The sequence below is a fragment of the Niallia sp. XMNu-256 genome (assembly GCF_036670015.1).
Taxonomy (GTDB): domain Bacteria; phylum Bacillota; class Bacilli; order Bacillales; family Cytobacillaceae; genus Bacillus_BD.
The window spans coordinates 1,426,301-1,451,036 of the sequence record NZ_CP137636.1 but is presented as its reverse complement, the minus strand read 5'-3'; the positions used below and the strand labels follow the sequence as shown (position 1 = coordinate 1,451,036).

Below are 24,736 nucleotides of genomic sequence, written 5' to 3'. Positions count from 1 at the left end.
CTTATTGAAAGGCTTTTTCTAATATAGCCAATCCTTTTGAAAGTTCTTCATCTGTAATCACTAGTGGGGCTAAAAATCGAATCACATTGCCTTTCAGTCCGGCAGACAGGAGCAATAAACCGTTATGATTTGCATATTTAACAATTTCAGCTGTTTTGGTTTTATTCGGCTTTTTGCTTAGGCGACCCTCAACAAGTTCCACTGCAACCATGGCTCCTAATCGACGAATATCACCGATGTAATCATGTTTTTCTGCTAATTCTTTAAGTTTAACTTCCATTTTTTGTCCAAGAGTTTCAGATTTCTCAACCAAATTCTCTTCTTCCACGATGTCAATGACAGCCAAAGCAGCAGCACAAGCAACCGGGCTTCCCGCATAAGTTCCACCTAGTTCACCGGGGTCAGCAACATCAAGGATTTCTTTTCTACCTACAACTCCGCTCAATGGCAGTCCTGCTGCTAATGATTTCGAAACAGTGATTAAATCAGGGGTTACGTTAAAATGGTCGATGGCAAATAGTCTTCCTGTACGACCAAACCCTGTTTGGATTTCATCTGCAACAAAGACAATGCCATGCTCTATACAAAAATCGCTTACCGCTTGAACGAATTTTTTCGGTGGGATGATAAATCCACCTTCCCCTTGAATCGGCTCCATCACGACGCAAGCAACGGTTTCAGGAGCTACTGTCGCAATGAAAAAGTCTTTAAACTCTTCAATTTTCATGTCAATATACGCTTCATCTGCCATGCCCTCAGGCTTATGATACATGTAAGGGAGTGGGGCTTGATAAATTTCAGGAGCGAATGGACCAAATCCAAACTTGTATGGTTTAACCTTACTTGTCATTCCCATTGTCAAATTTGTTCTTCCATGATAGCCACGAATAAATGAAACAACCGCTTGACGTCCAGTATAACGGCGAGACATCTTAATCGCATTTTCAACCGCTTCGGCACCTGAGTTAAAGAATATGGCCTGCTTTTCATAATCACCAGGTGTGATCTGGCATAACTTTTCAGCAAGATGGATGTAGCTATCATACATAATGACATTAAACCCAGGATGCAAAAACCTATCCACTTGGTCTTTCACTGCGGCTGTTACTTTAGGGTGGCTATGGCCCACATTCAACGTACCAATCGCACCGGCGAAATCAATCCATTCATTTCCATCCATATCAATCACTGTTGCTCCTGAAGCCTTTTGAGCAAAATTTAGATTTCCATTGCTTACCCCTCTAGCAACATATTTTTGTCTTTTTTCTTGTAATTCTTTTGTGGTTAAAAAAGTCGTCGCCTTCATCTTTCTCCCCCTCGTTCTGTTCCTTACATTTTAATTGTTTGAATTTAATAACATTTTGCCATCTTTTTGGTATAACAAAAAGAACCAAATGATTAGAATTGATGGTACCAGATGTTAAAGATCATCTTATTTATCTACAAATTTTGTGGAGGAAAAAAGGAAGGGATATGGGAGGGAAGAAAAAATCTTCCTTTAATTAATAAATGATTCCGCTTAAAATAAAAAAAATCAAATCATTCACGTATCCGAAGACACGCCTGATTTGATTTCACCTTCATCCCCCTTAGAAGAAGTGGAATTATCTTGTTCAAAAAGAGCTGTTTTTCCAGAGACTCTTACGCTAAAGTGATAAGCACTGCTTAAGTCTTAGAATCGCTTCTACCAATTCCTGCTCCCTGATATTTGCAAAACCAATTAAGATTCCTTTCACATCATTTTGTGTTTCATTTATAGGAGATAGAGTAAATCTGCGTAAAGTATAGACTTCAAGTTTTAACTGTTTAGCTTTCTCTTCTATTGCTTCATACGATAATTTAGTCTTAAAGTAGGCTAAAAAATGTAGGCCAGCAGGAACCGAGGAAACATGTACTTGATCGTTGAAGTGGGATGTTAATTGGTCAATCAATTTTTCACGGATCATTTCATAGTGGTTGTTCATTTTCTTGACATGCCTCAAATAGTGTCCGTCTTGAATAAATTTGTGTAACGTATAGGTGGCCAAGGCATTGCTAGATTGGATCAGTCCGTGAAAATGAGATCTGTACTTTTCCAACAACTTAACTGGAAGTACCATATAACTAATTCGTAACCCGGGAAACATCGTCTTTGAAAAAGTACCCATGTATATGACTTTCTCGTTGAAATTAAAACTATGCAGGGAGGGAATAATATCCGTTTTGTATTTAAATTCGCTGTCATAGTCGTCCTCAATAATGTAGCGGTCCTCTCTTGCCAACGCCCAATTCAAGCACTCGATTCTTCTTGAAATCGGCATGATTACACCGGTTGGGAACTGGTGTGAAGGAGTGATCAGTAAAAAATTACACTTTTCATCTATTTTATCAATCTTTACCCCATGCCCGTCGACAGGAAGGAGTTGAACATCAAAACGATATTGCTGAAACAGGTTGTAATAGCGTGCATAACCAGGATTTTCCATCGCAAATCGACTAGATTCTGAATTCTGAAGGACTAAAAACTGCTCTAATAAAATATGGCTGGATGAATGAATAATGATTTGCTCGGGAGCACAGACAACCCCTCTCGTTGATCGAATCAAATCGGCAATCGTTTCCCTAAGGAGATAAGGGCCTTGCGGATGAGGCATGTTGCTCAGCTCATCTCCGTATTTTTCAATCACTTCTCCTTGGCACTTTTGCCATAATTTAAACGGGAAGTTTTCAGTATTCGCACTCATGTGAGAGAGAGAAATCCACCCTGTCCGATCCTCAAGTTTCTCTCTAAGATTTTCTGGAATGGTCTTGGTCGCTTTAATATGGGTAAATTCATATTCAGGGATTCCCTCCACAAAATATCCCTGCCGTTCTATGCTGTAAAGATAACCCTCCGCAAGTAACTGCTCGAACGCATTGATGACGGTATTAAGGCTCACATCTAATGTTTTGGCTAAATCCCGTTTGGAAGGTAACTTCGTGTGCGCCTTTAAATGTCGGGATAGAATCAAGCTTTTTATCTGTTCGTAAATATGTTTATAGATGGGACCAGGCATCTTTTTATCAATGAGGATATACATCAAGAACCCCTCCTTGGTACCATATTTTTTTCAATACAGCTCCATTTCATTGTACCAAACGGTTTTTATTTTTAATATGCTGAATAGTTAAATTATATTAAAAGCTGTTTAGTAGGTTATATGAAGGCAGATGATTGACTCTAGCAGCAGCTTCCACACTTGAGCCGATTCGACAAGTCCCTGTGACTTGGTCTTAATCGGTGTTCAAACAGTTTCTTAAGAGAATTGAAAAGGTGCACTCTTTGAGTGCACCTTTTTTGTGTGACAAGCAATCGTACAATACAGATTATTTCCAAGCATTAAAAGACGTAAAGATCTTTTGTCATAGTAAAAAAATGTTCAATTTCTTTGACCATGTTCAACTCTGATTTCCCTAGAAATACGCAGGACACCATTGTTTCTGAACGGACATCTCAGCCTGCATAATGTGTATACATAAAATGAAACGCCAGAACCGTCCCCATGTTTCAGAATTATCTTCTATTTCGGTTTCTTAAGAAAGCTGGTATATCTAAAATATCCTCTTCTTGTTGTGTATTATACGTTCTAGGTTGTTCTAGTGGAGGTTGTTCTAGTGGTACTTCTTCTCTTATGAATTCTCTCCTAGGCTCTCTATTAGGCACTTCTGCTACTGTTCTCTGCTGTTGTGCTTCATATGAAGGGCTGGTTGTTTTTGTTTGTGCGATTTCTTCATTAAAGCCAGTGGCAATAACCGTAACAAAAATTTCATCTTTTAAATTTTCGTTAATAACGGATCCAAAAATCATATTCAAATCTGAATCCGAAGCGCTTGCGACAATATCAGCAGCCTCCTGAACCTCGAACAAACTTAAATTTGAACCACCAGTAATATTAAGCAATACACCTTGCGCCCCATTAATTGGAGTCTCTAATAATGGTGAGGATACTGCCTTTTTGGCGGCTTCTGCTGCACGATTTTCTCCTGAAGCCATTCCAATCCCCATCAGTGCGGAACCTTTATTGGCCATAATGGTCTTCACATCAGCAAAATCAAGGTTAATTAAACCAGGAACAGCGATTAAGTCAGAAATCCCTTGTATCCCTTGACGGAGCACATTATCCGCTTCTCTAAATGCTTCAAGCATTGGAGTACTTTTATCAACAATTTCGAGCAGTCGATCATTTGGAACGACAATTAATGTATCAACCGATTTCTTCATGGCTGTTATTCCACCGGTTGCCTGTGTTGCTCTTTTTCTCCCTTCAAAAGAAAAGGGTCTTGTTACAACCCCTACCGTTAAAGCCCCTAAATCTCTTGCAATTTGTGCGATAACGGGTGCAGCACCTGTTCCTGTTCCACCGCCCATTCCAGCAGTAACAAAAACCATATCGGCACCATGCAAGGCAGCCTTAATTTGATCTTTACTTTCCTCAGCAGCATTTTTCCCTACTTCAGGATTCGCTCCTGCCCCTAAACCTCGTGCTGATTTTTCTCCAATTTGTATTTTCACTTCCGCTTTTGACAGATTTAAAGCTTGTGCATCCGTATTGACAACGATAAATTCAATCCCTTGCACTCCATGCTCTACCATACGATTGACCGTGTTATTTCCCCCACCGCCAACACCAATAACTTTTATTATTGCAGATGAATCTATACCTGTTTCAAATTCCAGCATGAAAAATCCCCCAATTCCGTTGATACTCTTGTTAGTAATGCATACCTGGATTGCTATATTATATCATGTTCAGAAATAATAAAGTCGTTTAGAAGTTACTACTAATATAATGTAATCTTTTTTTAAAGAATCTGTAATAAACTCGGTTTATTATGATAAAAAAATAATCAAGGCTCTTACTATTTTTAGTCTATTTTCCAATCACCAGATAGATCAGAAATCATGCCACAGTAAGACTTTATCATTGAATCAACATTACCAAAAAAAATAAATTTCCTCCGATCCTTTGCGGCATGAAAATAATATGTGTAAGTACGTTTGATAGATTAACATATAAACCTTTATAAAAAAACAATAAAAAGCGTGTTTTGAAAAAATAATCAAAACACGCTTTTCTATGATTAATCCTATCATCCTATATAAAATTTTATAGTTTTGTCATTCCCGTTTGAATTTAAGCGTCTTTATAGGCATGGGATTACCTAAGTTATAGTTTCTCTACTAAACTATTGTGCAGTATAACCGCCATCAATCACGACTGCTTGTCCTGTAACGCTTTTCGCTTTATCACTTGCTAAAAATAATACGTAGTCTGCGATTTCGCTCACGTCTAATAATTTCTTTTGCGGGACTTGAGCAAGAATTACGTCTTCAAGCGCCCTTTCCTCAGGAATGTTGCGTGTTTCTGCTAAGTCAGAAATTTGTCCTCGTACAAGGGGAGTATCCACATATCCTGGTGCAATTGCGTTGACTGTAATCCCATGGCGAGCACCTTCTAAAGCGGCAACTTTTGTTAAGCCAATCACACCATGTTTTGCACTGTTGTAAGCTGCTTTGCCTGCAAACCCAATCAATCCATTAATTGAAGCGACGTTGATAATCCGTCCCCACCCTTGTTCTTTCATAATAGGAAAGACTATTTTTGTAAGAATGAAAGGGGCTGTCAACATGATTTTTTGCATTAATTCAAATTTCTCTGTTGGAAAATCTTCAATAGGTGATACGTGTTGTAGACCTGCGTTGTTAATAAGAATATCTACCGAACCGTAAGTATCTTTCGTTTCTTTTACTAAGTTTTGTAGATCGGTTTCGCTTGTCACGTCAGCTTTAATACCTATTGCTTCTAATCCAAGTTTTTTAAGTTCTTCAGCAGATGCTTGTACACCTTCTTCGTTTATATCGGAAAGAACCACCTTCGCCCCTTCTTGAGCAAAATGTTTACCAATTTCAAATCCAATCCCACGAGCAGAACCTGTAATGATCACAACTTTATTTTCAACCATTTTAAATTCCTCCAATTTTTAATTTTTAGTTTATTGGTTTTATACTAAACCGATTGCTCCCATCATAATTCCTACAAGTAATGCGATGGTTGGAATGATGAATGCAACAATAAACACATCTTTATAAGTTTCCCTAAGACTTAATCCAGTTACAGAAACGAGTGTTAATAAGGCCCCGTTATTAGGAAAAATGGATGCACCCGAAGCAACTGCTGCTATTCTATGGAATACTTCAGGACTAATCCCAGTGGTTTGCGAAAGTTTAACGAACGTATCACCAAGTGTACCTAAGGCAATGCCCATACCTCCTGAAGCAGAGCCAGTAATGATGGCCATGATTTGAACGGCAAGACCTTCAGCAACTAACGGGTTATCGGATACATTAAGCAGCCAAGATGTTATATCTTCAAAAGCTGGGACAATGGCGATAACGGCACCGAAACCGACGGCAGCACTCGTATTGAGAATGGCCATTACTGAACCTTTTGACCCGGCATTGATCGAAGGAATAAATTTTTTATAATCCTTTGCATTCAACACCATAATGCTCAGAACCCCAATTAAAAGTGACCATAGCGCTTCCATCTTTACAACGTTAAGCAAGACGACCACAACGAGAAGGGGAAGTAGAGACAGAACCCAATGCGGAACCTTTTCATCTGTTGTATCCTCGGTAGTTGCTTCATCTTCTGTAGGTTCTGTAAAAACGTCACCTCTCGCAGAAAGTTTTTTTGTTCGGTATGCTAACCAGAAATAACCACCAACTGCCATGATTAAGGTCGTAACAATCCCGATGATCGGAGCTGCCATTGGAGTTGTGTCAAAATGTTCCATCGGAATCAAGTTTTGAATTTGCGGTGTACCTGGAACAGAAGTCATCGTGAATGTAAAGGCGCCAAGTGCAAATGTCGGTACAAGCAATTTCCTTGAAATATTTTCTTCACGGAATAATTCAAGCGCAATCGGATAGATTGCAAATACAACTACGAACAAACTTACGCCACCATAAGTAAGTACTGCAGCAGCGATTAAAACACCTAGAACGGCTCGTTTTTTCCCAATTAATTGTGTTACTTTTTTAGCGACAGATTTTGCAGCCCCTGTCTTTTCCATTAATTTTCCAAATACTGCACCCAATAAGAAGATCGGGAACCAGCTCTTAACGAACTCGACCAACCCTTCCATATAAGGTCCTGTATAAGTATCAAACACATCTAACCCGCTAAGTAATGCAACAACTCCAGCGGCTAAAGGTGCCACCCAAATAATGGACCAGCCAAGATAGGCTAATGCCATCAACATCACTAAGCCAATAAGAATACTAATCACACAGAATCACACCCTTTCTTATGTGGTTATTCATTTGCATCAGCAGCAATCAGGATATAATTTCTACTTTGGACAACATCCTTCACTATATGTACAAAGACTTGAGGCCAAGATTAGGAGAAATCCTCTCCTACACTCTCACACTGTTATTACCCCGTCATTTTTAAATAAAACATTTTTAGTTGAAGGTATTTTATAAGGAAACAGGGGACGGTTCTCGCGTTTCACTTTATAAAAGTGCAATAAAAAAAGCGTGTTTTGAAAATGATCAAAACACGCTTTTCTATGATTAATACTATCATCCTATATAAAATTTTATAGGGTTTGTCATTCCCGTTTGAATAAAGGCGTCCTTTTAATAGATTAGCTAAAAACATAGCTTTAATCCCAAACGCTACTCGTTTGTTTTAAGCGAAATTCTCCAATTTTTATAAAAAGACAAACTATTAGTTTCCCCCTCTTCCAAGACTATTCCTTGATTCTTACTACTTCTAATTAATAAAGATCTGGCCTCTATACTCCGTGAAGTTTGTGTTTAACCAACAGTCGATGAAGTTTATCCGTTTGCCTCTTTGAATGAAATTCTGCAGCGTAACCTCATTCTTTTTAATTCATTTTTTCACAAATAATATCCCTATGAAAATGGAGACTTGAGTTTATGCTTGTGATTTATGGTGGAATGGACATTTGCCTTGATTGGGCTCAATATCATCCCCAATAAAAAATTGCTTCCATTCATTATGCGTCGGGTCGCCGTAGTGGCCAATATCTGGATGCTTAGGCAGCTGATCCCAAGCTTCTACACGTTTACGAACTTTTTCACGTGACATGATTCCACCTTGTTCAGTTCCTTCTAATCCCTCAAATATCTTACGAGGCTGGAATCCTAGTACCATCGCATTTCCTAGATTACGTGTCTTTCGTCTCTTATAGGCAGGAGCATTTCCAAATACGAAGATTGGCTCTCCATTGAACCGAAAATCCCATAAATAGTGCTCGGGGTCGCGAGGACTGTCTTCCGGCCATTCAACCTCATCTACATTATGTAAGTATTGAAGGATATCCCAAAATTGCTTTCGGTAATCTTCGAGAGAACCCTCTTGCTCAAAAGGCTCTACAAATACAAAGAGACCGTGTCTCTTATAGTTTGGTAATTTAAATAAATCTAGAAAGCCTTTTAATGCAGACGGTAGATTACTCCAGTCGCCTTGATTGATATATGCATAACGAAGCTCTCCTTTCAGTTCGGCACTCATACCAAAAAAACATGGAAACGTCTTATCCGTTACCGTGTTATGAAAAGTTTCGTATTCTTTATAGAGCCAACTCGGCAAGTCTGTTCTAGTATGAAAATCTTCTTTTGTTAATAAAGCTTTTTCCTTCGTAATCATACGATCTCCTCCACTAACTTACTCACATATTTCTTTATTACTAATCTCTACCCCATCCTCTAATTCCTTAAACAACGATGATAGATGAAAATAATTTTCACAAATAGGTTTTGAAATGAAACATTAAGGGTATAGAACAATAATTAATGAAGAAACCGGAGGATACTTATGGTAAAAACAGTTCTAGATCGATCTCAAATACATTGTCAAAGTGAATATGGAACACTTAAAAAAGTCGTTTTATGTAAACCTCAATACATGGAAATTAAAGAAGTGATTAATGATGTGCAAAAAAAGTATATAAAAAATAATATTGACCGTTCACTTGCCATTGCGCAGCATCAAATATTTGAACAATCTTTACGGAATGCGGGTGTGGAAGTGATTAAACTAAAACCAAGTAAAGACCACCCTGAGCAAGTCTTCACTAGAGATATCGGTTTTACTTTGGGCAATCACTTATTTATTTCTGAAATGGCGAATCCGATTCGTCAAGGGGAAGAGAAAGTATTATCTCATTGGTTAAATGAATATGACATTCCGTATAAGAAGCTTTCAACACATCCGATTGAAGGTGGCGATGTAATTGTGGATGGCAATCGTGTATTCATTGGAATTAGCCATCGTACAAGTATAAATGCCGTTCAAGCTTTGCAAAGAGATTTACCAGATTTCGCGATTCTCCCTATTCCTTTTAATCCAAAATATTTGCATCTAGATTGTGTGTTCAATATTCTTTCCCCAAAAGATGCGTTGATTTATCCGAATGCGTTCGATCCAAAAGTCGCGAAAGTTTTATCGAACATGTATCATTTAATCGAAGTGAGCGAAAGGGAGCAGTTCTCAATGGGTACAAATGTGTTGTCTATTGGTCATAATCAAGTGTTTAGTTTGCCAATAAATCATAACGTTAATCTTCAACTTAGACAGCGTGGATATCAAGTGTTGGAGGTAGATTTTTCGGAAATTATTAAATCAGGTGGGTCATTCCGATGTTGTTCAATGCCACTTGTGCGACATTAAGAAAATAGTAAATTCGTATGGATCGCAGGTGGCTCCGTTAGCGGAACTTACAGAATGTGGGAACTTTAGCAACAATTATGGTTTCACATGGAGAGCTGCATTGTTGATGATGAAGAAGATGATTTTTAATTAAGATTTAATCAATTTATGACTTCTCTTGTTCAAAAAACAATAGGGGTCTTTTTTATTTGTTTATATACATTTAATTTTGCTTCATGTATAGTACTTTTCTTTGTTTGCTCAATTGATAAAACCCTCATTCTCCAACGAATATGAGACTCTTGTACCGAATATATGATTAATTCCTCAATGCCTTTCCTCATTAGTTGGAACCGCAGGGCGAGCCGAATATAGAAATAAACATGTGATCCACGCAATTTTTTATTCTTTAATTCGTATGATTAAGGTTACAACGATCTATAACAAAACAATTTCAAGAAGGAACGATATCCTTCTGCCTTCTTTTATTCTGTGCAACAACTTTGATAATTTTTATAGAACCATTCACCTCACTTTATTCAATTTTTTAAGATTTCTAAGATTTTTACTTCATGATCCGCTAAGTGTGCAAATATATTTACTATCTTTTATTTTCGAAAAAGAGTTTAATAGAAAAGGAGGAGGTGTTCATGTTGGACGGGACGAATCAAGAGCTAAGAAGAATCCGGATTACACTAATTGTCATTGCCATTATTATTTTATTTGGGGCTGGAAGCAAAACAGTTACAGTCGATCACGATCCAAACTACTGGAATTCAAATCTAATTAATTCGAATATGGTTGAATTAGGCGATGGATATTTTGGTGTGCTTGCAAGCGATCAGGATGGTGTATATCAATACATGAAGGTTTATTATTTCGATAAGGAAAAGAAAGAGGTTATCTTTATCGATGAAAGAGACCTAAGCGTTATGGAATAGAAAAGCATATGGTGTTGTTTTTGCCCGTCCACCGAAAAGGCAGCATAAGGGTCTTTTCCGAAAAGGTTCATCGTTGTTATAATGAAGAATGGGCGCTTGTTTATGCAAGATTTGCGCCCGATTGCACAACTATGGAGCAAAGTCCATTTGACCAGTAAATAATAAGAAAACCACAATAATCCAAAAAATAAAGAAGGACGAGGAAAGAATCAAAGATATCACAGGAATTATATTATTCTCCGTTTTTTTCACAAGTCCAATAATTGATAATATAATACCCGTAACGGTAAGCGCGAATGTTATATAATCCCCAATTAAATTCCCAACGTTGGCTATTCTTGTAGGTGTTACAAAAACAATAAAAAAACAAATCACACCTATGAGAAGAGAAATATAACTAAGTAGACTGTGATTTCTTGGCACACTTCGTTCATTATTTTTCAAATAAACACCTTCTGTCATAGTAGAATTTATTAAACCATCTAGCTCTGTTAAGTTATGAAACTATTAACTGTTTAACATCCTCTACTCTTTTTCTGTGATATTTTGATTGATTGTCTTTCCATTTCTAACTTTCGCCCAATGTTCAATTTTGTTCTCATTGTTCAAGTATAAAAGGTATTCCATATTGCTTTCCTTGCCATCTTCTAAAGGTTTCACTAGATACGTTCTCGTGGCTGCCCACCATGCCCCATGTGATTGTCTATCTACCACTTTAATATCAGTTCCCAGTTTCAACTCGATTTGTTGAACTTCTTTGTGTCTGTCAACCGACTGCCAAGTGATTAATCCGATCACCACTAGAAGTACGATGCCTATGCCAATAAACTTGATCCATTTTGAATTATCACTTCTACTATTCGTCACGTTATCCCTCTTTTGCTCCAACATTAATCAAAATTTTGAGAATCCTCTCATTAATATAACATGAAAAGTAACACTTCATCAGTAGGAAAAAACTATTGGGGCAGGAATAGTATTAAGAATGTTTAAATTATATTTAAAGGAGGCTTTTATATGAAACGATCTAGAGAAAATATAAATGAATGTCCAAAATGTGCGAAAAAGAGTTAGGAAGAGGCAAACATAGTGGCACAGGAGTTATTTATCCAGATAATAAAGTGAGCATTGGGTCTGAAAGTTGAACACATTATTTGTATGGAATGTGGATTTATTATCGAAGGTTATGTGAAAAAACCAGCCAAATTTAAGGGGTTATTAAGGTAACGTTTATTTTTTAAGAAAGTTAATGAGGTGGAAGTTTTTTAGAAATAGCATGGCTATCATGTTAATAGCCATGCTATTTCTTCTGTTAATTACATACTTTATTACATTGTTTGATTCAAAAGGAACGTCTTCATTGTTCTCGCGTTCTACTTTTGTTATATGCTTATAAAACTATATTATTGTTTTCTCAGGTTCTATGATTCTAGTTCTATATTTTTGCAGCAAAGACAAATACGTTATCCTTTAATTTTGAAATACAGGTGCTACATCGCCATAATATAGCTATTTTAGATTCTTAAAAACTGAACGTTTTGTTCATGCTTTTGCCTTTAGCTTGAGTGTTTTGGACGTTTTCCTTCTTGCAAATCGTTTATGGTTAACCCAAAGTCCATCTGGAGATGAGGATAATCTTTAAACCTGTGCCAGTCTCCTCCCCATTCAAAGCCCAGATCCTTCGCAATTTCTGCAACCTCAAACCAGTCTGATTGGCCATTTCCGTTCCCATCATATTCGATATCCCAGATGACATCCCCATTCTCAAGCTGAAGAGCAAAATCGACTGCAAGGCCAAAGTTGTGATAAGATTCGCCCCCCTCCGAATGAGTAACGACTCTTCCAGGAGTTCTTCTGCCTTTATCATAAAGCTTGTCTTGCTCTTCAAACGAGCGGTATTCATCTGTAATCACAATCGTAATCCCTTTTGCTGCAGTTTTTTGTTTTAAAACCTCCACGTTCTCAGCTACAATAGGATGCAATTCAGTTGGCAGAGTCTCTGCATTTAATTCATAATCAACCTGCTCCGAAGAACCAGGATAATCCTTCATAGATAAGAAAGATTCATAGGCCACAAATGCAAAAAGGAATAACAGCAATAATCTCAGCACTTTCTTCATAGTTGTTAGCCACTCCTTCTTAACGAAACATGGGGACGGTTCTCGCGTTTCATTTTCACATAATTTATGGTCTCTTTGACGGAATAGAACATACGGGTGAGGCACCCAGTCCTAAACATACTAGTCAAAAGCTCATTAAAATCCTTAATAATTGGGGCCAACGGGGAAAAGTTCTAACCCTTGTCCCATAATGTAAACGTTGAATTTTGGAATAGTTAGATTTGAAGGTGTAAATTGATTTCTAGGGTTCAATCCATAATGTATCGGTGCACTTTCTACTTTATTGCTATCCATACTTTTTCTTTATTTACCCTACTTCTGCACCTTTAATCACATGCCCTTATTAACAACGATAAGTTTTAAAGGAAATTACATCATTTGCATGACTAATATAATATGAAATGTCCTATCTATTAAACTAGCCTCGTTTGTTGAGTCATCCATTTAGTAATTTTAACATGAACTGAACTTCTCCGTTACTAGAATAAAAAAGGCTTTTCTCCCTGATGAAATAAAGATCCTCTTCCATTAAATTTAAAAAATCTTACTCATCACCGTTTTTTATTCGTTGGTTTATTTCATCTATTTTCTGTTCAATTCTATCAAGTTGATTGTTTCGCTTCTTGTTATCACGAAACAATTACACGACGAACAAGATAATTAGAATAATAAATGCAAATGAAAATAGTTGAAACAGTGCATCTCCCAGATTGAAACCGCTCAACATAATCCCCCTCCCTAAATAAAAACGATTGCTAGTTTAATTTTATTATAAATACAAATTTCTCTATGATAACTATGGAACCAACCTGCCAGCTCCTACAATAAAAAATAGCGATCCTTCCTAATTGAAGCTTCGCCCCCCGTTAAAACAACAAGATTAAATTCATTTTGTATTTTCACGATTTATTTTTTTATTCCTTATCATACTATGAATGACCATGCCCATTAGAAGAATAAATAAGACTGTAAATACTATACCATAGCCTATTTCCTGATTAGTATAGCTTCGATATGCATATAGTGCCATCGAGATAGAACTTAATATTAAGGCTAACATGGTTAATGGATGGGTTTTCACTTTTTCCAAGAAAACTCTCTCCTTTCTTCATACACAAACGTGCCCCGCTTAGGAGTGTTCCTATTCCGTTAAAGCCCCTTTTAAGGCAATAAAGCGTCCTCTTTGTCTTGTTTCTTTTCACAACCAATTATAATATCTATCAAAAAAAATTTCTCCAATATTAAAAAATCCCAATGTATATGAAACTCCCCCAACAATATTAAAGATTGAAACAACCAATTCAACTTTCGCTTCATTTTCTCGCCTCCAATATTATTTTTAACCACCTTATAAACTCTCATTACATTATTGGAGTAGTTTGGATTTCAGCATTTAAAATGAGTAGTTCAATATAAATTCCATACTAACCTTGTTGTTTAAGTATATAGAAGGAACTTCATTTACCAACAAATCTACCATTATATTATTTTACCAAAACAAAACTGTCTGAAAATAGGTTTACCTCAATCCTATTAAGGGTATATACCGGTTAATTAACTCACTTAACCGTCTAGGAGGAAATGATAAAATGGAACAATTAACAGATAGATCCCTATTTCGTGTATACCGAGAAGCTAAACAACTTAATAAAAAAGGAGAAGTAACAGAAGATTTTATAAGGTTAATAGAAAAAGAAATAAGCAAAAGAGGTCTCCCTTTAAATGAACAATAAGAATGCAAATTACTTTGTTAGTGAAACGACAAATAGCTGTCGTAATGACAGCTTATTTTCTTCATATTCATCCTATCGTTGAAGTAATTGAAATAACAAGGCTTATTCTGTTTCTAACCATCCCAAAATAATCACATTAATAAAAGGATTAAAAGTTTTATTCTTTCTTTAAGATTTCCCGATTTTTCTCGATTATTTCTTTATTTTTAGCTATCGTTTCCTTTATATCTAGGTGGATTTCATTTTTGTCCTTTTGATGATTATTTTTTAATTTTTCATCTAAGTGAGGTGCTGATGGCTTATTCTCTTCAAACACTACTAATCTCCCCCCTTCTAGTTAGAAAAATATTTACCCTTCTATTATAAACGTAAAAGTAAGAAAATTCTTGTTAAGTTTATGTAACAATTGTTAATAATCGAAAAGACGACAGCCTTCGCGTTTGAAACATGGGGACGGATCTCGCGTTTCACTTTCACAAGATTTATGGGAATCAGAGCGAATGAAGAATTGGAAACTGTGGTTGAGGAACCCTTCCCTAGCTTCTGTTAACCTATTTCCTCCAAATTATGCTATTCTATTGAATAGGGCATTTTTTTAGATGAGATCATTATCATATTAATCAATCAACTAGAATATGATCAGGAGGAATTATTATGACAAACTCACAAACCATAGATAAGCTTCAATCAAAAATGTTCTTGGATGTAATTAAGGAACGTCGGTCTGTTCGCAAGTATGACTCAACCGTGCAAATCTCAAACGAGGAAATGACTGAAATACTTGAGTTAGCAACATTAGCCCCTTCGTCCTCGAACCTACAGCCATGGCGTTTCCTTGTAATTGATAAGCCTGAATTAAAACAAAAACTTCTACCTATTGCCTATAATCAAAAACAGGTCGTTGAGGCTTCTGCTGTTATTGTTGTTCTTGGCGATGTAAAAAGCTATGAAAAAGCTGAACAAATTTATGGCCAGGCAGTTGAAGCTGGATTTATGCAAGAGGATACAGCTAAATCATTCATTGAGCGAAATGTTGCTATGTACTCAAGCCTTTCACCTGAAGCAGCTCGTCAAATCGTATATACAGATGGTGGCCTTGTCTCCATGCAACTCATGCTTATTGCCCGCTCTAAAGGGTACGACACCGTTCCAATGGGAGGATACGACCCCAAAAAATTAGCTGAAACTTTCGGAATATCCGACCAGTATGTGCCAGTAATGCTCATTGCTATTGGAAAAGCAACAGAACCGGGACACCCAACTACACGCCTTCCTATTGATGATGTAGTGTCCTTTAACAAAATGCTATAATTGAAACATGGGGACGGATCTCGCGTTTCACTTTCACAAGATTTATGGGAATCAGAGCGCATGAAAAATCGGTTCTTATGGTCTTTTTGAAACATGAGAACCGTCCCAACGCGTTAATTACGTTACTTTTCACAGTTCTTGAACATTATTTTTAAAAAAGTGTACTTTATTATGGTTTGTTTATGTGCTAGACCAAACAACCAATTAAAGTACACATTTTTTATGTTATGAGACGATAGAGTGCTCCCTGTTATCCCGCCAAAATTTATCAAGCTTAGGGCTAGTAGCCCCTCACTGATGGAAGTTTTATCTTATTTAACTCTAATCCCCCAACCAATCGTAATCGTTTCCACTGAAAAATTTATTTCAAGTAGTAACGGGATGTAAATTTAAGTTTTTAAAATTAATAGAAACTTTGTATGAAACGCGAGAACCGTCCCGCCGTTTCATTCTTCAATCCACTTCGTCTTTTCTTCAAATGAAATTCTTTTTCCCTCTCGTTGAGGCATGTCTGGATAACCGATGTAAATAAATCCTAACACCTCATCCTGCTCTCTTAATCCGAATAATTGTTTCATTTTTGAATGGTAGGTAGGCTTTCCTGTACGCCAAATCGCACCGAGTCCGAGAGCGTGAGCAGCCAATAGCATATTTTGAATCGCAGCACTTACTGCCCCTACCTCTTCGATTTCTATAACCTTCGGGTTGTCAGATGGAGTTACGGCTACTGTTATAATAACAGGTGCCCGAAATGGTTTTTCCTCCTCTCTTTTTAATTTCTCTTGATTTTCCTTTGTTTCTGGATCATCCATATTCTCTTTGGCAATCTCAGCTAATGCTCTACCTAATGAGCGTCTCCCCTCCCCAGTTAAGACAAAGAATTTCCAAGGTTCTGTATGATAATGATTTGGAGCCCAAATCGCCGCTTCAAGTAATTTTTCAATTTTTTCTTTCTCAATTGGATCGGGTTTCACCTTGCCGACTGTTCTCCTATTAAAGATCGCCTCAAATATATCCATTTTAAATCCACCTTTCGTTTTTCATCTAGTAAATATATGTATTCAACCTTTGATACAAAAATAACGTAATCGACAAGTCCCTGTGACTTGACCGATCAGGCCTTTGCCGATGCGGGGTTCAGTCTTGAATATCTTACCCCTAGTAATACAACAACAATACCTGACACAATAAATACATTGATCAGTGTTTTAAAATTCTCCGGATTAAAATGATCACCAAATATTAATCCAAGTGATACAGCTGAGAAAACGGAGCCTAAATGCCGGCATGTTTGATACAATCCTGTCGACACCCCAACAATGTTGGCTGGACTTGCCCTAAGCATGGCGACTTGTAATGTAACATTTCCAAAACTGCATCCAGCCCCAATAAGAGAGATGATTAACACCATGACCATAACGGAAACATGATCAAAGAAAATCCAAAGTAATAAGGAACCGATCACAATTAACATATTCCCCAGCAAAATGGGTAGATTCACACCTGCTTTATCAATCCAACGACCAATTAACGGTGCGGTGATTATTCCCATTCCCGTCACAAAAAGCATCAACACTCCACTGTAACTCACACTTAAATTCAAACCATCTTGAAAGTAACCTGGCAATCCAAAAAATAAACTATAGTAAATAAAGTTCAGGATGATATATTGTAAATACACTAAAGATAATTTCTGGTTCGATCGAAACAAACGAATATCAATGAATGGAATTTTGGTTCTTAATTCATGCCAGACAAACAAAAATAGGAAAATAACACCAATGATCCCTGCACCATAATTCACAGTTGTTTTAAAAGATAATAAAAACAAAAGAAGACCGACCACTCCTACCGAAAATAATAGGATGCCTAACAAATCCATTTTTTGAATCAATTCAGGCAGTTTCATTTTTTTTCTAGTTTCATCTTTCGGTAATACAAACCACCCCAGTATAAAGCATACGACTAGAACAGGGATATTGACTAAAAAGATCGCCGGCCAATCTCCCCAGGCAATCAGTAGCCCTCCAATTGTAGGTCCTAAGGCTGCCATCGCCGTCATAACTTGAGAAATGAAACCAAGCGCTGATCCTTGTCTATCATGAATCTGATCACGCACGATCCCAATTCCCGAAGGATAAATAGACCCACTGCCGACTGCTTGAAATAAGCGCATGATAATTAACACGGCAAATGCTGGCGCGAAAGGTGCACCAATTGCAGATATGGCCACTAATAGGAGCCCACCGAGAAACATTTTTCTTCTTCCGATCAGATCACCAAGTTTTCCGGCTACTGGCTGTGTCACCGCACTCGCTAAATAAAAGGAGGATATCAACCAAGAAACCGTCAAATAAGATAGACCAAAATCTTTCTGAATATTATAGAGTGCTAGTGCAATCATAGAGGAATTAAGAGGATTCAACATCGCCCCGGTCGCCACTGCTGATAATAATAGTCCCCGGCTATTACGCCAATTTTTCATTTAGACATCTCTCATTTCTACTAGTTAGCTAGGTTAAGTCTTTATTAAAAAAACGATAGGTAAAGCCAAGTTCTAATCATGTAGTCAGGTTGACCATTTAATTCACCATTTTGATAAAGGTGTTTCACCGAAAAACGTGTTCAACAACTTTCAAATTTGTTTACATTGTTAAATGATATCTGCATTTGTAGGCTCCCTTACCTAAGAGGTAACCTGTTACCGGTGTGAGGAAGCATCTTCTTTATTTTACTATTCATGAATAATTAATTCAAAAAATTCGGGTTATTATCTTATAAAACGAGAAAACGTCTCACTAAAAACCCCTCCGGCTCATCATCTTCCGAAGGGGTTTGTACCTTTATTTTAAAAAATGGATGTGTTCTGTTAATCTAGCAATATAATCTTCTGTTAAATATCCACTTGCACCGCGTAGGATCTCTTCCGCATACCAATCTGGTGGGGGTGTTTCTTCCGCCTTTTGGGCAACGACAAAGGTGAGTACCTCAACTTTCTTACCGTTCAGTTCAACCGTTACAAAAGTGGGACGGTAAGCATAGGGGACGCCTTCGCGGATGTACAAATAATCCTCTAAGGCATGAATAGGAATTTCATAAACCTTTCCTTCAACGTGTCCCCCTTCTTCCACAATATCTGCACGCCCCATTCCATCAATTTTGGAGCAATAAGTAAAACGTAGCGAATAATTGGTTAATAAACCAACACCGATTACATTTTGAAAATAATGCTCCACACCGGCCATTTTAAAACGTTTGTCATCCATGCAGCTTCCATAGGCAAAGTAAAGAATCTTATGATTTGGTTTTTTTTGCTTATTCAGCAGTCGGTACTCCTTCCAGTCACCTCTGTGAATCTCTTCTTTACATATGCTAGCATTCCCTTCTACATATACAAAGGCCTCTTTTTCACCCCTATCTGTATACACAGTCTGTTCAATTCTTTCATATAGATTGTTAGTGCTTCCTGACGTATATCCTTCAAGTTGGTCTAAACGTTCCAACTCACTTTCCGTTACGAGATACAGCTCCCCGTATACTCGTAAAGTTAAGGATGGTTTTATCGCAGGATATCCATTACCCGTGTCATACATCTCTCCATTTGTCCAAGCCTGTTCAGCGATACAAATTGCATTTTTCAGCAAATAAGCATTGGATTCCCCTTTCCTTAACGTGCCATACACAAATACATAAACCATCCAATCACCCCATTTATTTTTTCTATTATTAACTGGCGTAAGTTCTCTTCTTCAGAACAAGTCACAGTGACGACCCGAATTTTCTCTTTCCTTTTAAGTTGGACTCGCATGGTGGCAATGAAATCAAAAAACTAAATGATACGCCACAAAATTTTGGCTACCAACTTGCATTAATAGCAAAAAAATGCTATATTAAAAAAGCGATGAGCTAATTTGCATAAGTCAATGGTTATGCTTTGTGCTAAACGAACGAATGTGGTCGTTCGGACCATTGCCGCAAACGCGAAGACGCCTGTTTTTACAGGCGTCTTTTTTGTGTTCAGCTAGACCGAGTCACAAGGAAGACCCAAATTAAGCATTTCTAAAAGGAACCCGTTTATTTCCTCATTCCTTTTCATTATAACAAACATCTATTTTCATAGCATAGTCGAGTAATTGTTGTTACGAATAGCACACAAAAAAGGTTATGTACAATTAAAAAGCATGTGTACATAACCTTTTTGGTTTATAAACATATCATTGAGTTACTCAGAAACAATTTACTTCGCTGCAACTAACTTCAGAATCGCTTCACTCCAAAGTTTTTTAGTTCATCAACCGTATCTTCAATCACTGCTTCACCGTTTACAGATACTTTTAATTTTCCTACGTTCGTGGCTGAACCGATTTGAACCGCTTCTGTCCAAAGATTTTCAAATTGTTCTCTGTTTTCAGCTTTTACTGTTACTAAAAATCTTGATTGTGATTCACTGAATAACGCTACCGTTGCGTCTCCAGTTATGGTTCACTTCGGCACCTAAACCTTGTCCTATAATTATACTTTTCGCTAAGCCCATAGCAAGTCCACCTTCTGATAAATCATGTGCAGATACGACAAGACCTTCTCTAATAGCAGCTGAAAGTAGGTTTTGACGGTTCGCTTCAACTTGTAAATCAACCGCTGGAGATTTTCCCGATATTTTCCTGCAATCACATTTTGCAGTTCACTGCCACCAAACTCAGGGAATATTTCACCAATTGAGTAAACAAAGTCTCCACTATTTGGAAGTGGCTTGGTGTCACATATTTTGTATTTTCGACCAGTCCAACCATTCCAATGATTGGCATTGGAAGAATCGCTCCGCCTTTTGATGTATTATACATAGAAACATTTCCACTGATAACTGGTGTTTCAAGAGCAAGACATGCCTCACTGATTCCATCAATGCTCTCTGCCATTTGCCAACATCGTTTTTATTGGATATAGGGTCCGTTATTTTTTTATTACTAATGGGCGTTTGATGACACCCATGATTTCTTCTACAGGTAAACCATTTTCTATCAATTGAACCATGACTTTCATATATTTGTGAATATGAAAAAAGTATTTTTTATACCCTTCACATAAATAATTAAGACCTGGTTCTCCATCAGGGGTCATAAGGAAACGATGCTTGGGACATTCTCCATTACAAGCAAATCTCACCTCACATGTTTGACAATGTTGCGGCAAAGACTTTTTCTTATTTTCCCCGAATTGTCGTTGTTGTTCCGAATCCATCATTTCCGCAAAAGGGTCTTGATGAATATTACCCAGCCGATAATCAGGATACATGTAATGATCACATGAATAGACATCACCATTATGCTCCACAATCCCAGCTCGTCCACATGTTTCAGCAAATATACAAGATGTTGCCGGAAGGCCAAGCCACGCTGTTAACGCATGTTCAAAATTCATCACATGAATCCTGCCAACATCATTTCGCACCCACTCATCAAAAACCGCAATTAAAAAGTCCCCATATTTTTCAGCTTCAACCGTCCAAGAGGAAACACTTTTCTGTACGTCTTTTTCTGTAATAGAAGGTGGTGTCGCATGACGGAGTCCTAATTGAAGAGCATTCTGGTCAGGCATCCGTTCAACAATCGGGATAAATTGAATGTATTCAACACCTTGTTCCTTGAAAAAGCGGTATATTTCCAAAGGGTATTGGGAAGAGAATTTCGTGACACAGGCCAAAATATTAAATGAAACCTTATATTTTTTTAACATATGCAATGCTTTTAATACTTTATGGAAGGTTGGTTTTCCCCCACGATCGACACGAAAGTGATCATGTATCCACTCCGGACCGTCCAAGCTTAATCCAACAAGAAATTCATGCTGAGCCAAAAACTGACACCATTCCTCGGTTAATAACGTACCATTGGTCTGCAATGAATTGGTGATTTTCTTTCCTTTCCCATATTTACGCTGAAACGCAATCACTTTTTTATAAAAATCTAGACCCATTAACGTCGGTTCTCCACCTTGCCATACAAATGGAATCTCGTGTGAAACTTGCGCCTCAATATATTGTTTGATGAATTTCTCGAGCGTTTCATCTGACATTCGAAATGAAGGCGTACCAGAAAAAAGTCCTTCTTTTTCCGTATAAAAACAATAGTGACAATCGAGATTGCAGATTGGTCCTGATGGTTTAGCTAACATATGGAACCCGTTTGTTTTAACGACAGTCTCTCCCATTTTCTACTTCCTCTCTATGTATAAAGGTTAAGCCAGTGATGTGTAAGCATCACTGGCTTAACCCCCTGTTAATTTTTCACAACTTGCGCTTCCTTTATTTGATAGTCTACTTTTTGAATCTTTCCAGTAAACTCAAAGTCCCCTTGGTCAGCATATGCCTTGCTTACAGGATAGTTCGTATCTCTGCCAATATCTAACCCTTCGAAGCTTAGTTTAAATTTATGTGTTTCTTGAATAACGGCTTCCCCAACCTTTTGATCATTAATATAAAGGCTGCCGATTCCTTGATGGGTTCCATTCTCATTTGTTCCAGTCAGGTCAAATTCATAGTTAAGAATAGACTCTCCTACAGGAACGGTTTGATCAGACACAATGGTGTAAACCTCATTTCCTCTATTATACTCATAAACTAACTTATTATCTTTAATATAAAGCGTATAGCCGCTTTCAGAGCTTCCTAGAGCCACGAGTACCCCTTCATCCTTTGTACTTTCACGATTAACAGGCAATGTAATCGTATAAGAGCGGTTAATAATAAATGGTGACGCTCCTTCCGGCAAACGTGACATTCCAGGATAGAATGTAAATGAGTTTCGTGCACGCAAGGAATCCTCTGGTATTGCTAAAAACCCATCACCCATAACGTCCGACATTGGGAACACATTATACTTTTTAGCTTCTTTGTCAAATAGTTTTAACAGTTCTTTTAACTTCTTCGGATTTTCTTTTGCAAGATCATTCATTTCAGATGCATCTTTCGCTACATGATAAAGTTCCCACTGATCCTTTTCATGAGGCGTGCCTGGTACATGCTTAGCAATCGCTTTCCAACCGTCGTGATAAATAGCTCTTTGCCCATTGTTTTCATAGAATTGGGTGGTTCGAGTCGGTTTAGACGCGCTATTGAATGTGTTGGCAAAACTTTCACCATGTAACGACATTTGCTTAACTCCATTAATCTTTTTTGGCAGCTCAATACCTGCTACATCATAAACCGTTGGTGTGATGTCAATTGCATGTACAAATTGATTACGAATTTCACCTTTCGCTTGGATCCCTTTTGGATAATGCACAATTAATGGCGATTTAATGCCTGCTGCATACATTGTCGATTTGAACATCTTAAATGGTGTCCCACTTACTTGTGCCCAACCTGCCGGAAATTCAGACTTTGTTTGATTGCTTCCAATTTGATCTGCATGATTGACAATATCATCCCATTTTTCGGGAATGTCGTTATAAGCTAATGTATGATTGATGGAACCAGTTCCTTTCCCCATTGGGCTCGCTCCATTATCAGATAGAAAAACAATCATCGTATCTTCAAATTCACCAACAGCTTTTAAGTTTTCTACAAATCGGCCAATTTGTTCATCTGTATGTGTCAAAAAGCCTGCATAAGTTTCCTGGAAAGTAATAAACGTCTCTTTCTCCTCTTCCGTCAATTCATCCCAAGGCTTCACTCCAGGATTTAATGGGGCTAACTCCGTATTTTCTGGAATAATTCCCAGTTCTTTTTGTCTTTCAAATCTTTCTTTGCGAATTTCATCCCAGCCTTTATCATATACGCCTTCGTACAGTTTTTTATAACTTTCTGGAACTTGAACAGGCTGATGTTGGGCCCCGAAAGCCATATATAAGAAAAATGGTTTATCAGGGTCAATCGAGGCTTGATCTGTAACATATTGATTTGCCTGATTTACGATATCCTCTGAAAAATGATAGTTTTCATCATCAGGTGTTTCTATAAAACTATTATCCCGGACGAGTTCGGGTTTATATTGGTCACTAGAATCTTCAAGGAAACCGTAAAAACGGTCAAACCCTTTTCCAAGCGGCCAGTTTTCATAGGGTCCTGCAGGTGTGGCATGATGGGACGGAGACAAATGCCATTTTCCAAGTGCATATGTATTATATCCGTTTTCCTTCAATACTTCGGCAGTCGTACCTGCCTCCGGATTGATACGCCCCCGTTTATTTGGGTAATCAGGTCCCATATCAAAGTTTGCGACAGTTGCCATCCCAACAGCATGCGGATTTCTCCCAGTCAATAACGCCGCACGGGTCGGTGAACAAACCGGCGTCACATGGGAGTTATTGTAGCGAAGTCCATTTTCCGCTAAAGAGTCTAAGTTAGGGGTTTTAATTTCAGATCCATAACTTGCCAAATCTGAAAACCCTGAATCATCTAAAACAATATAAACAATATTAGGCTTTTCAGAATCCCCATTTTGTGAATTGGTTCCTTTCGTTTGATTTTTATCTGTCGTCTTTACAGTCTCTGCTTTTACCTCGGATCCTGTAAATTTTGTTCCTGAACAGCCAGATAGTAAAGCCAATGCTGAAGCAAAAATCGTCAACTTTTGTAAGGGTGATTTACTTAATACCTTTAATCCTTTGTCCAACTTAATATCTACCTCCATTTTCGATAAAGTTAGTTGTAATTAAAGCAAAAAATTCCCATTAACAAGTGTTATTCATTATAGTTAACATACTTACTATCTTTCATTCCTAACTAAAATTTTAGTCTCAGGATTTTTATAGCTTTTTATAGAATATTCTGCAGAAATATACATCCCCTTAGCCAACTATAATTTTACATTCCGATGCAATTAAAGTCAATTAGATTTTTGAAAATTCAAATTAAATGATATATAACAAAATCCGTTCTCTACGTAATAAAAAAACCAATTTTAAAATTTTAAATGCTTCATTCCCCG

Annotated in this window: 21 protein-coding genes; 4 read left to right on the top strand and 17 right to left on the bottom strand. The window is 37.4% G+C overall.

Annotated features, from left to right (window positions below):
* Nucleotide 1: 1 nt before the first annotated feature.
* From gabT to R4Z10_RS07420, 6 genes are all read right to left on the bottom strand, one after another.
* Nucleotides 2–1,306 carry a 4-aminobutyrate--2-oxoglutarate transaminase gene (gene gabT / locus R4Z10_RS07445; RefSeq protein ID WP_338472568.1) on the bottom strand — a complete coding sequence of 435 codons (1,305 nt, stop codon included), beginning with the start codon at nucleotides 1,304–1,306 and terminating at the stop codon, nucleotides 2–4.
* A 340-nt stretch (nucleotides 1,307–1,646) separates the two neighbouring features.
* A complete protein-coding gene (locus R4Z10_RS07440; RefSeq protein ID WP_338472567.1) occupies nucleotides 1,647–3,059 on the bottom strand; it encodes a PLP-dependent aminotransferase family protein in 1,413 nt (470 codons plus the stop codon).
* A gap of 473 nt (nucleotides 3,060–3,532) precedes the next feature.
* Nucleotides 3,533–4,699 carry a cell division protein FtsZ gene (gene ftsZ / locus R4Z10_RS07435; RefSeq protein WP_338472566.1) on the bottom strand — a complete coding sequence of 389 codons (1,167 nt, stop codon included), beginning with the start codon at nucleotides 4,697–4,699 and terminating at the stop codon, nucleotides 3,533–3,535.
* A 506-nt stretch (nucleotides 4,700–5,205) separates the two neighbouring features.
* Nucleotides 5,206–5,982 (bottom strand): 3-hydroxybutyrate dehydrogenase, encoded by a 777-nt coding sequence (locus R4Z10_RS07430; protein ID WP_338472565.1) that lies wholly within the window; start codon nucleotides 5,980–5,982, stop codon nucleotides 5,206–5,208.
* Between the two features lie 39 nt (nucleotides 5,983–6,021).
* Complete coding sequence (locus R4Z10_RS07425) at nucleotides 6,022–7,311, bottom strand: GntP family permease (RefSeq protein WP_338472564.1); 1,290 nt, start codon at nucleotides 7,309–7,311, stop codon at nucleotides 6,022–6,024.
* Nucleotides 7,312–7,967: 656 nt separating this feature from the next.
* Entirely contained in the window at nucleotides 7,968–8,702 is a 735-nt protein-coding gene (locus R4Z10_RS07420) for a YqcI/YcgG family protein (protein ID WP_338472563.1), read from the bottom strand.
* A gap of 168 nt (nucleotides 8,703–8,870) precedes the next feature.
* Between R4Z10_RS07420 and R4Z10_RS07415 the strand changes: the two genes are divergently transcribed.
* Nucleotides 8,871–9,725 (top strand): arginine deiminase family protein, encoded by an 855-nt coding sequence (locus R4Z10_RS07415; protein ID WP_338472562.1) that lies wholly within the window; start codon nucleotides 8,871–8,873, stop codon nucleotides 9,723–9,725.
* A gap of 629 nt (nucleotides 9,726–10,354) precedes the next feature.
* Nucleotides 10,355–10,645, top strand: a complete 291-nt coding sequence (locus tag R4Z10_RS07410) for a hypothetical protein (RefSeq protein ID WP_338472561.1) — start codon at nucleotides 10,355–10,357, stop codon at nucleotides 10,643–10,645.
* A gap of 129 nt (nucleotides 10,646–10,774) precedes the next feature.
* On the opposite strand, the gene R4Z10_RS07405 is transcribed toward R4Z10_RS07410, so the two are convergent.
* The 3 genes from R4Z10_RS07405 to R4Z10_RS07395 all read right to left on the bottom strand — a co-directional run bounded on the left by R4Z10_RS07405 (nucleotide 10,775) and on the right by R4Z10_RS07395 (nucleotide 12,696).
* The gene (locus tag R4Z10_RS07405) at nucleotides 10,775–11,107 is read right to left on the bottom strand and encodes a hypothetical protein (protein WP_338472560.1); all 333 of its coding nucleotides are present in this window, start codon (nucleotides 11,105–11,107) and stop codon (nucleotides 10,775–10,777) included.
* Between the two features lie 63 nt (nucleotides 11,108–11,170).
* Entirely contained in the window at nucleotides 11,171–11,512 is a 342-nt protein-coding gene (locus tag R4Z10_RS07400) for a hypothetical protein (RefSeq protein WP_338472559.1), read from the bottom strand.
* 689 nt (nucleotides 11,513–12,201) lie between these two features.
* Entirely contained in the window at nucleotides 12,202–12,696 is a 495-nt protein-coding gene (locus R4Z10_RS07395) for a M15 family metallopeptidase (protein WP_338473183.1), read from the bottom strand.
* A gap of 1,658 nt (nucleotides 12,697–14,354) precedes the next feature.
* On the opposite strand from R4Z10_RS07395, the gene sda reads away from it, so the two are divergent.
* The gene (sda, locus tag R4Z10_RS07390) at nucleotides 14,355–14,498 is read left to right on the top strand and encodes a sporulation histidine kinase inhibitor Sda (protein WP_338472558.1); all 144 of its coding nucleotides are present in this window, start codon (nucleotides 14,355–14,357) and stop codon (nucleotides 14,496–14,498) included.
* A 157-nt stretch (nucleotides 14,499–14,655) separates the two neighbouring features.
* On the opposite strand, the gene R4Z10_RS07385 is transcribed toward sda, so the two are convergent.
* Nucleotides 14,656–14,814 (bottom strand): hypothetical protein, encoded by a 159-nt coding sequence (locus tag R4Z10_RS07385; RefSeq protein WP_338472557.1) that lies wholly within the window; start codon nucleotides 14,812–14,814, stop codon nucleotides 14,656–14,658.
* Between the two features lie 338 nt (nucleotides 14,815–15,152).
* Between R4Z10_RS07385 and R4Z10_RS07380 the strand changes: the two genes are divergently transcribed.
* Nucleotides 15,153–15,809 carry a nitroreductase family protein gene (locus tag R4Z10_RS07380; protein WP_338472556.1) on the top strand — a complete coding sequence of 219 codons (657 nt, stop codon included), beginning with the start codon at nucleotides 15,153–15,155 and terminating at the stop codon, nucleotides 15,807–15,809.
* Between the two features lie 446 nt (nucleotides 15,810–16,255).
* Here R4Z10_RS07380 and R4Z10_RS07375 read toward each other — a convergent pair whose 3' ends face one another.
* From R4Z10_RS07375 to R4Z10_RS07345, 7 genes are all read right to left on the bottom strand, one after another.
* Nucleotides 16,256–16,828, bottom strand: coding sequence for a nitroreductase (locus R4Z10_RS07375; protein WP_338472555.1), 573 nt, complete (start codon nucleotides 16,826–16,828; stop codon nucleotides 16,256–16,258).
* 95 nt (nucleotides 16,829–16,923) lie between these two features.
* A complete protein-coding gene (locus R4Z10_RS07370; RefSeq protein ID WP_338472554.1) occupies nucleotides 16,924–18,294 on the bottom strand; it encodes an MFS transporter in 1,371 nt (456 codons plus the stop codon).
* Between the two features lie 358 nt (nucleotides 18,295–18,652).
* A complete protein-coding gene (locus tag R4Z10_RS07365) occupies nucleotides 18,653–19,507 on the bottom strand; it encodes a gamma-glutamylcyclotransferase (protein ID WP_338472553.1) in 855 nt (284 codons plus the stop codon).
* A gap of 746 nt (nucleotides 19,508–20,253) precedes the next feature.
* Nucleotides 20,254–20,397 carry a hypothetical protein gene (locus R4Z10_RS07360; RefSeq protein ID WP_338473182.1) on the bottom strand — a complete coding sequence of 48 codons (144 nt, stop codon included), beginning with the start codon at nucleotides 20,395–20,397 and terminating at the stop codon, nucleotides 20,254–20,256.
* 79 nt (nucleotides 20,398–20,476) lie between these two features.
* The gene (locus R4Z10_RS07355) at nucleotides 20,477–20,725 is read right to left on the bottom strand and encodes a hypothetical protein (RefSeq protein WP_338472552.1); all 249 of its coding nucleotides are present in this window, start codon (nucleotides 20,723–20,725) and stop codon (nucleotides 20,477–20,479) included.
* Nucleotides 20,726–20,759: 34 nt separating this feature from the next.
* Complete coding sequence (locus R4Z10_RS07350) at nucleotides 20,760–22,016, bottom strand: anaerobic sulfatase maturase (RefSeq protein ID WP_338472551.1); 1,257 nt, start codon at nucleotides 22,014–22,016, stop codon at nucleotides 20,760–20,762.
* A 68-nt stretch (nucleotides 22,017–22,084) separates the two neighbouring features.
* Nucleotides 22,085–24,439 carry an arylsulfatase gene (locus R4Z10_RS07345; protein ID WP_338472550.1) on the bottom strand — a complete coding sequence of 785 codons (2,355 nt, stop codon included), beginning with the start codon at nucleotides 24,437–24,439 and terminating at the stop codon, nucleotides 22,085–22,087.
* Nucleotides 24,440–24,736: the final 297 nt, after the last annotated feature.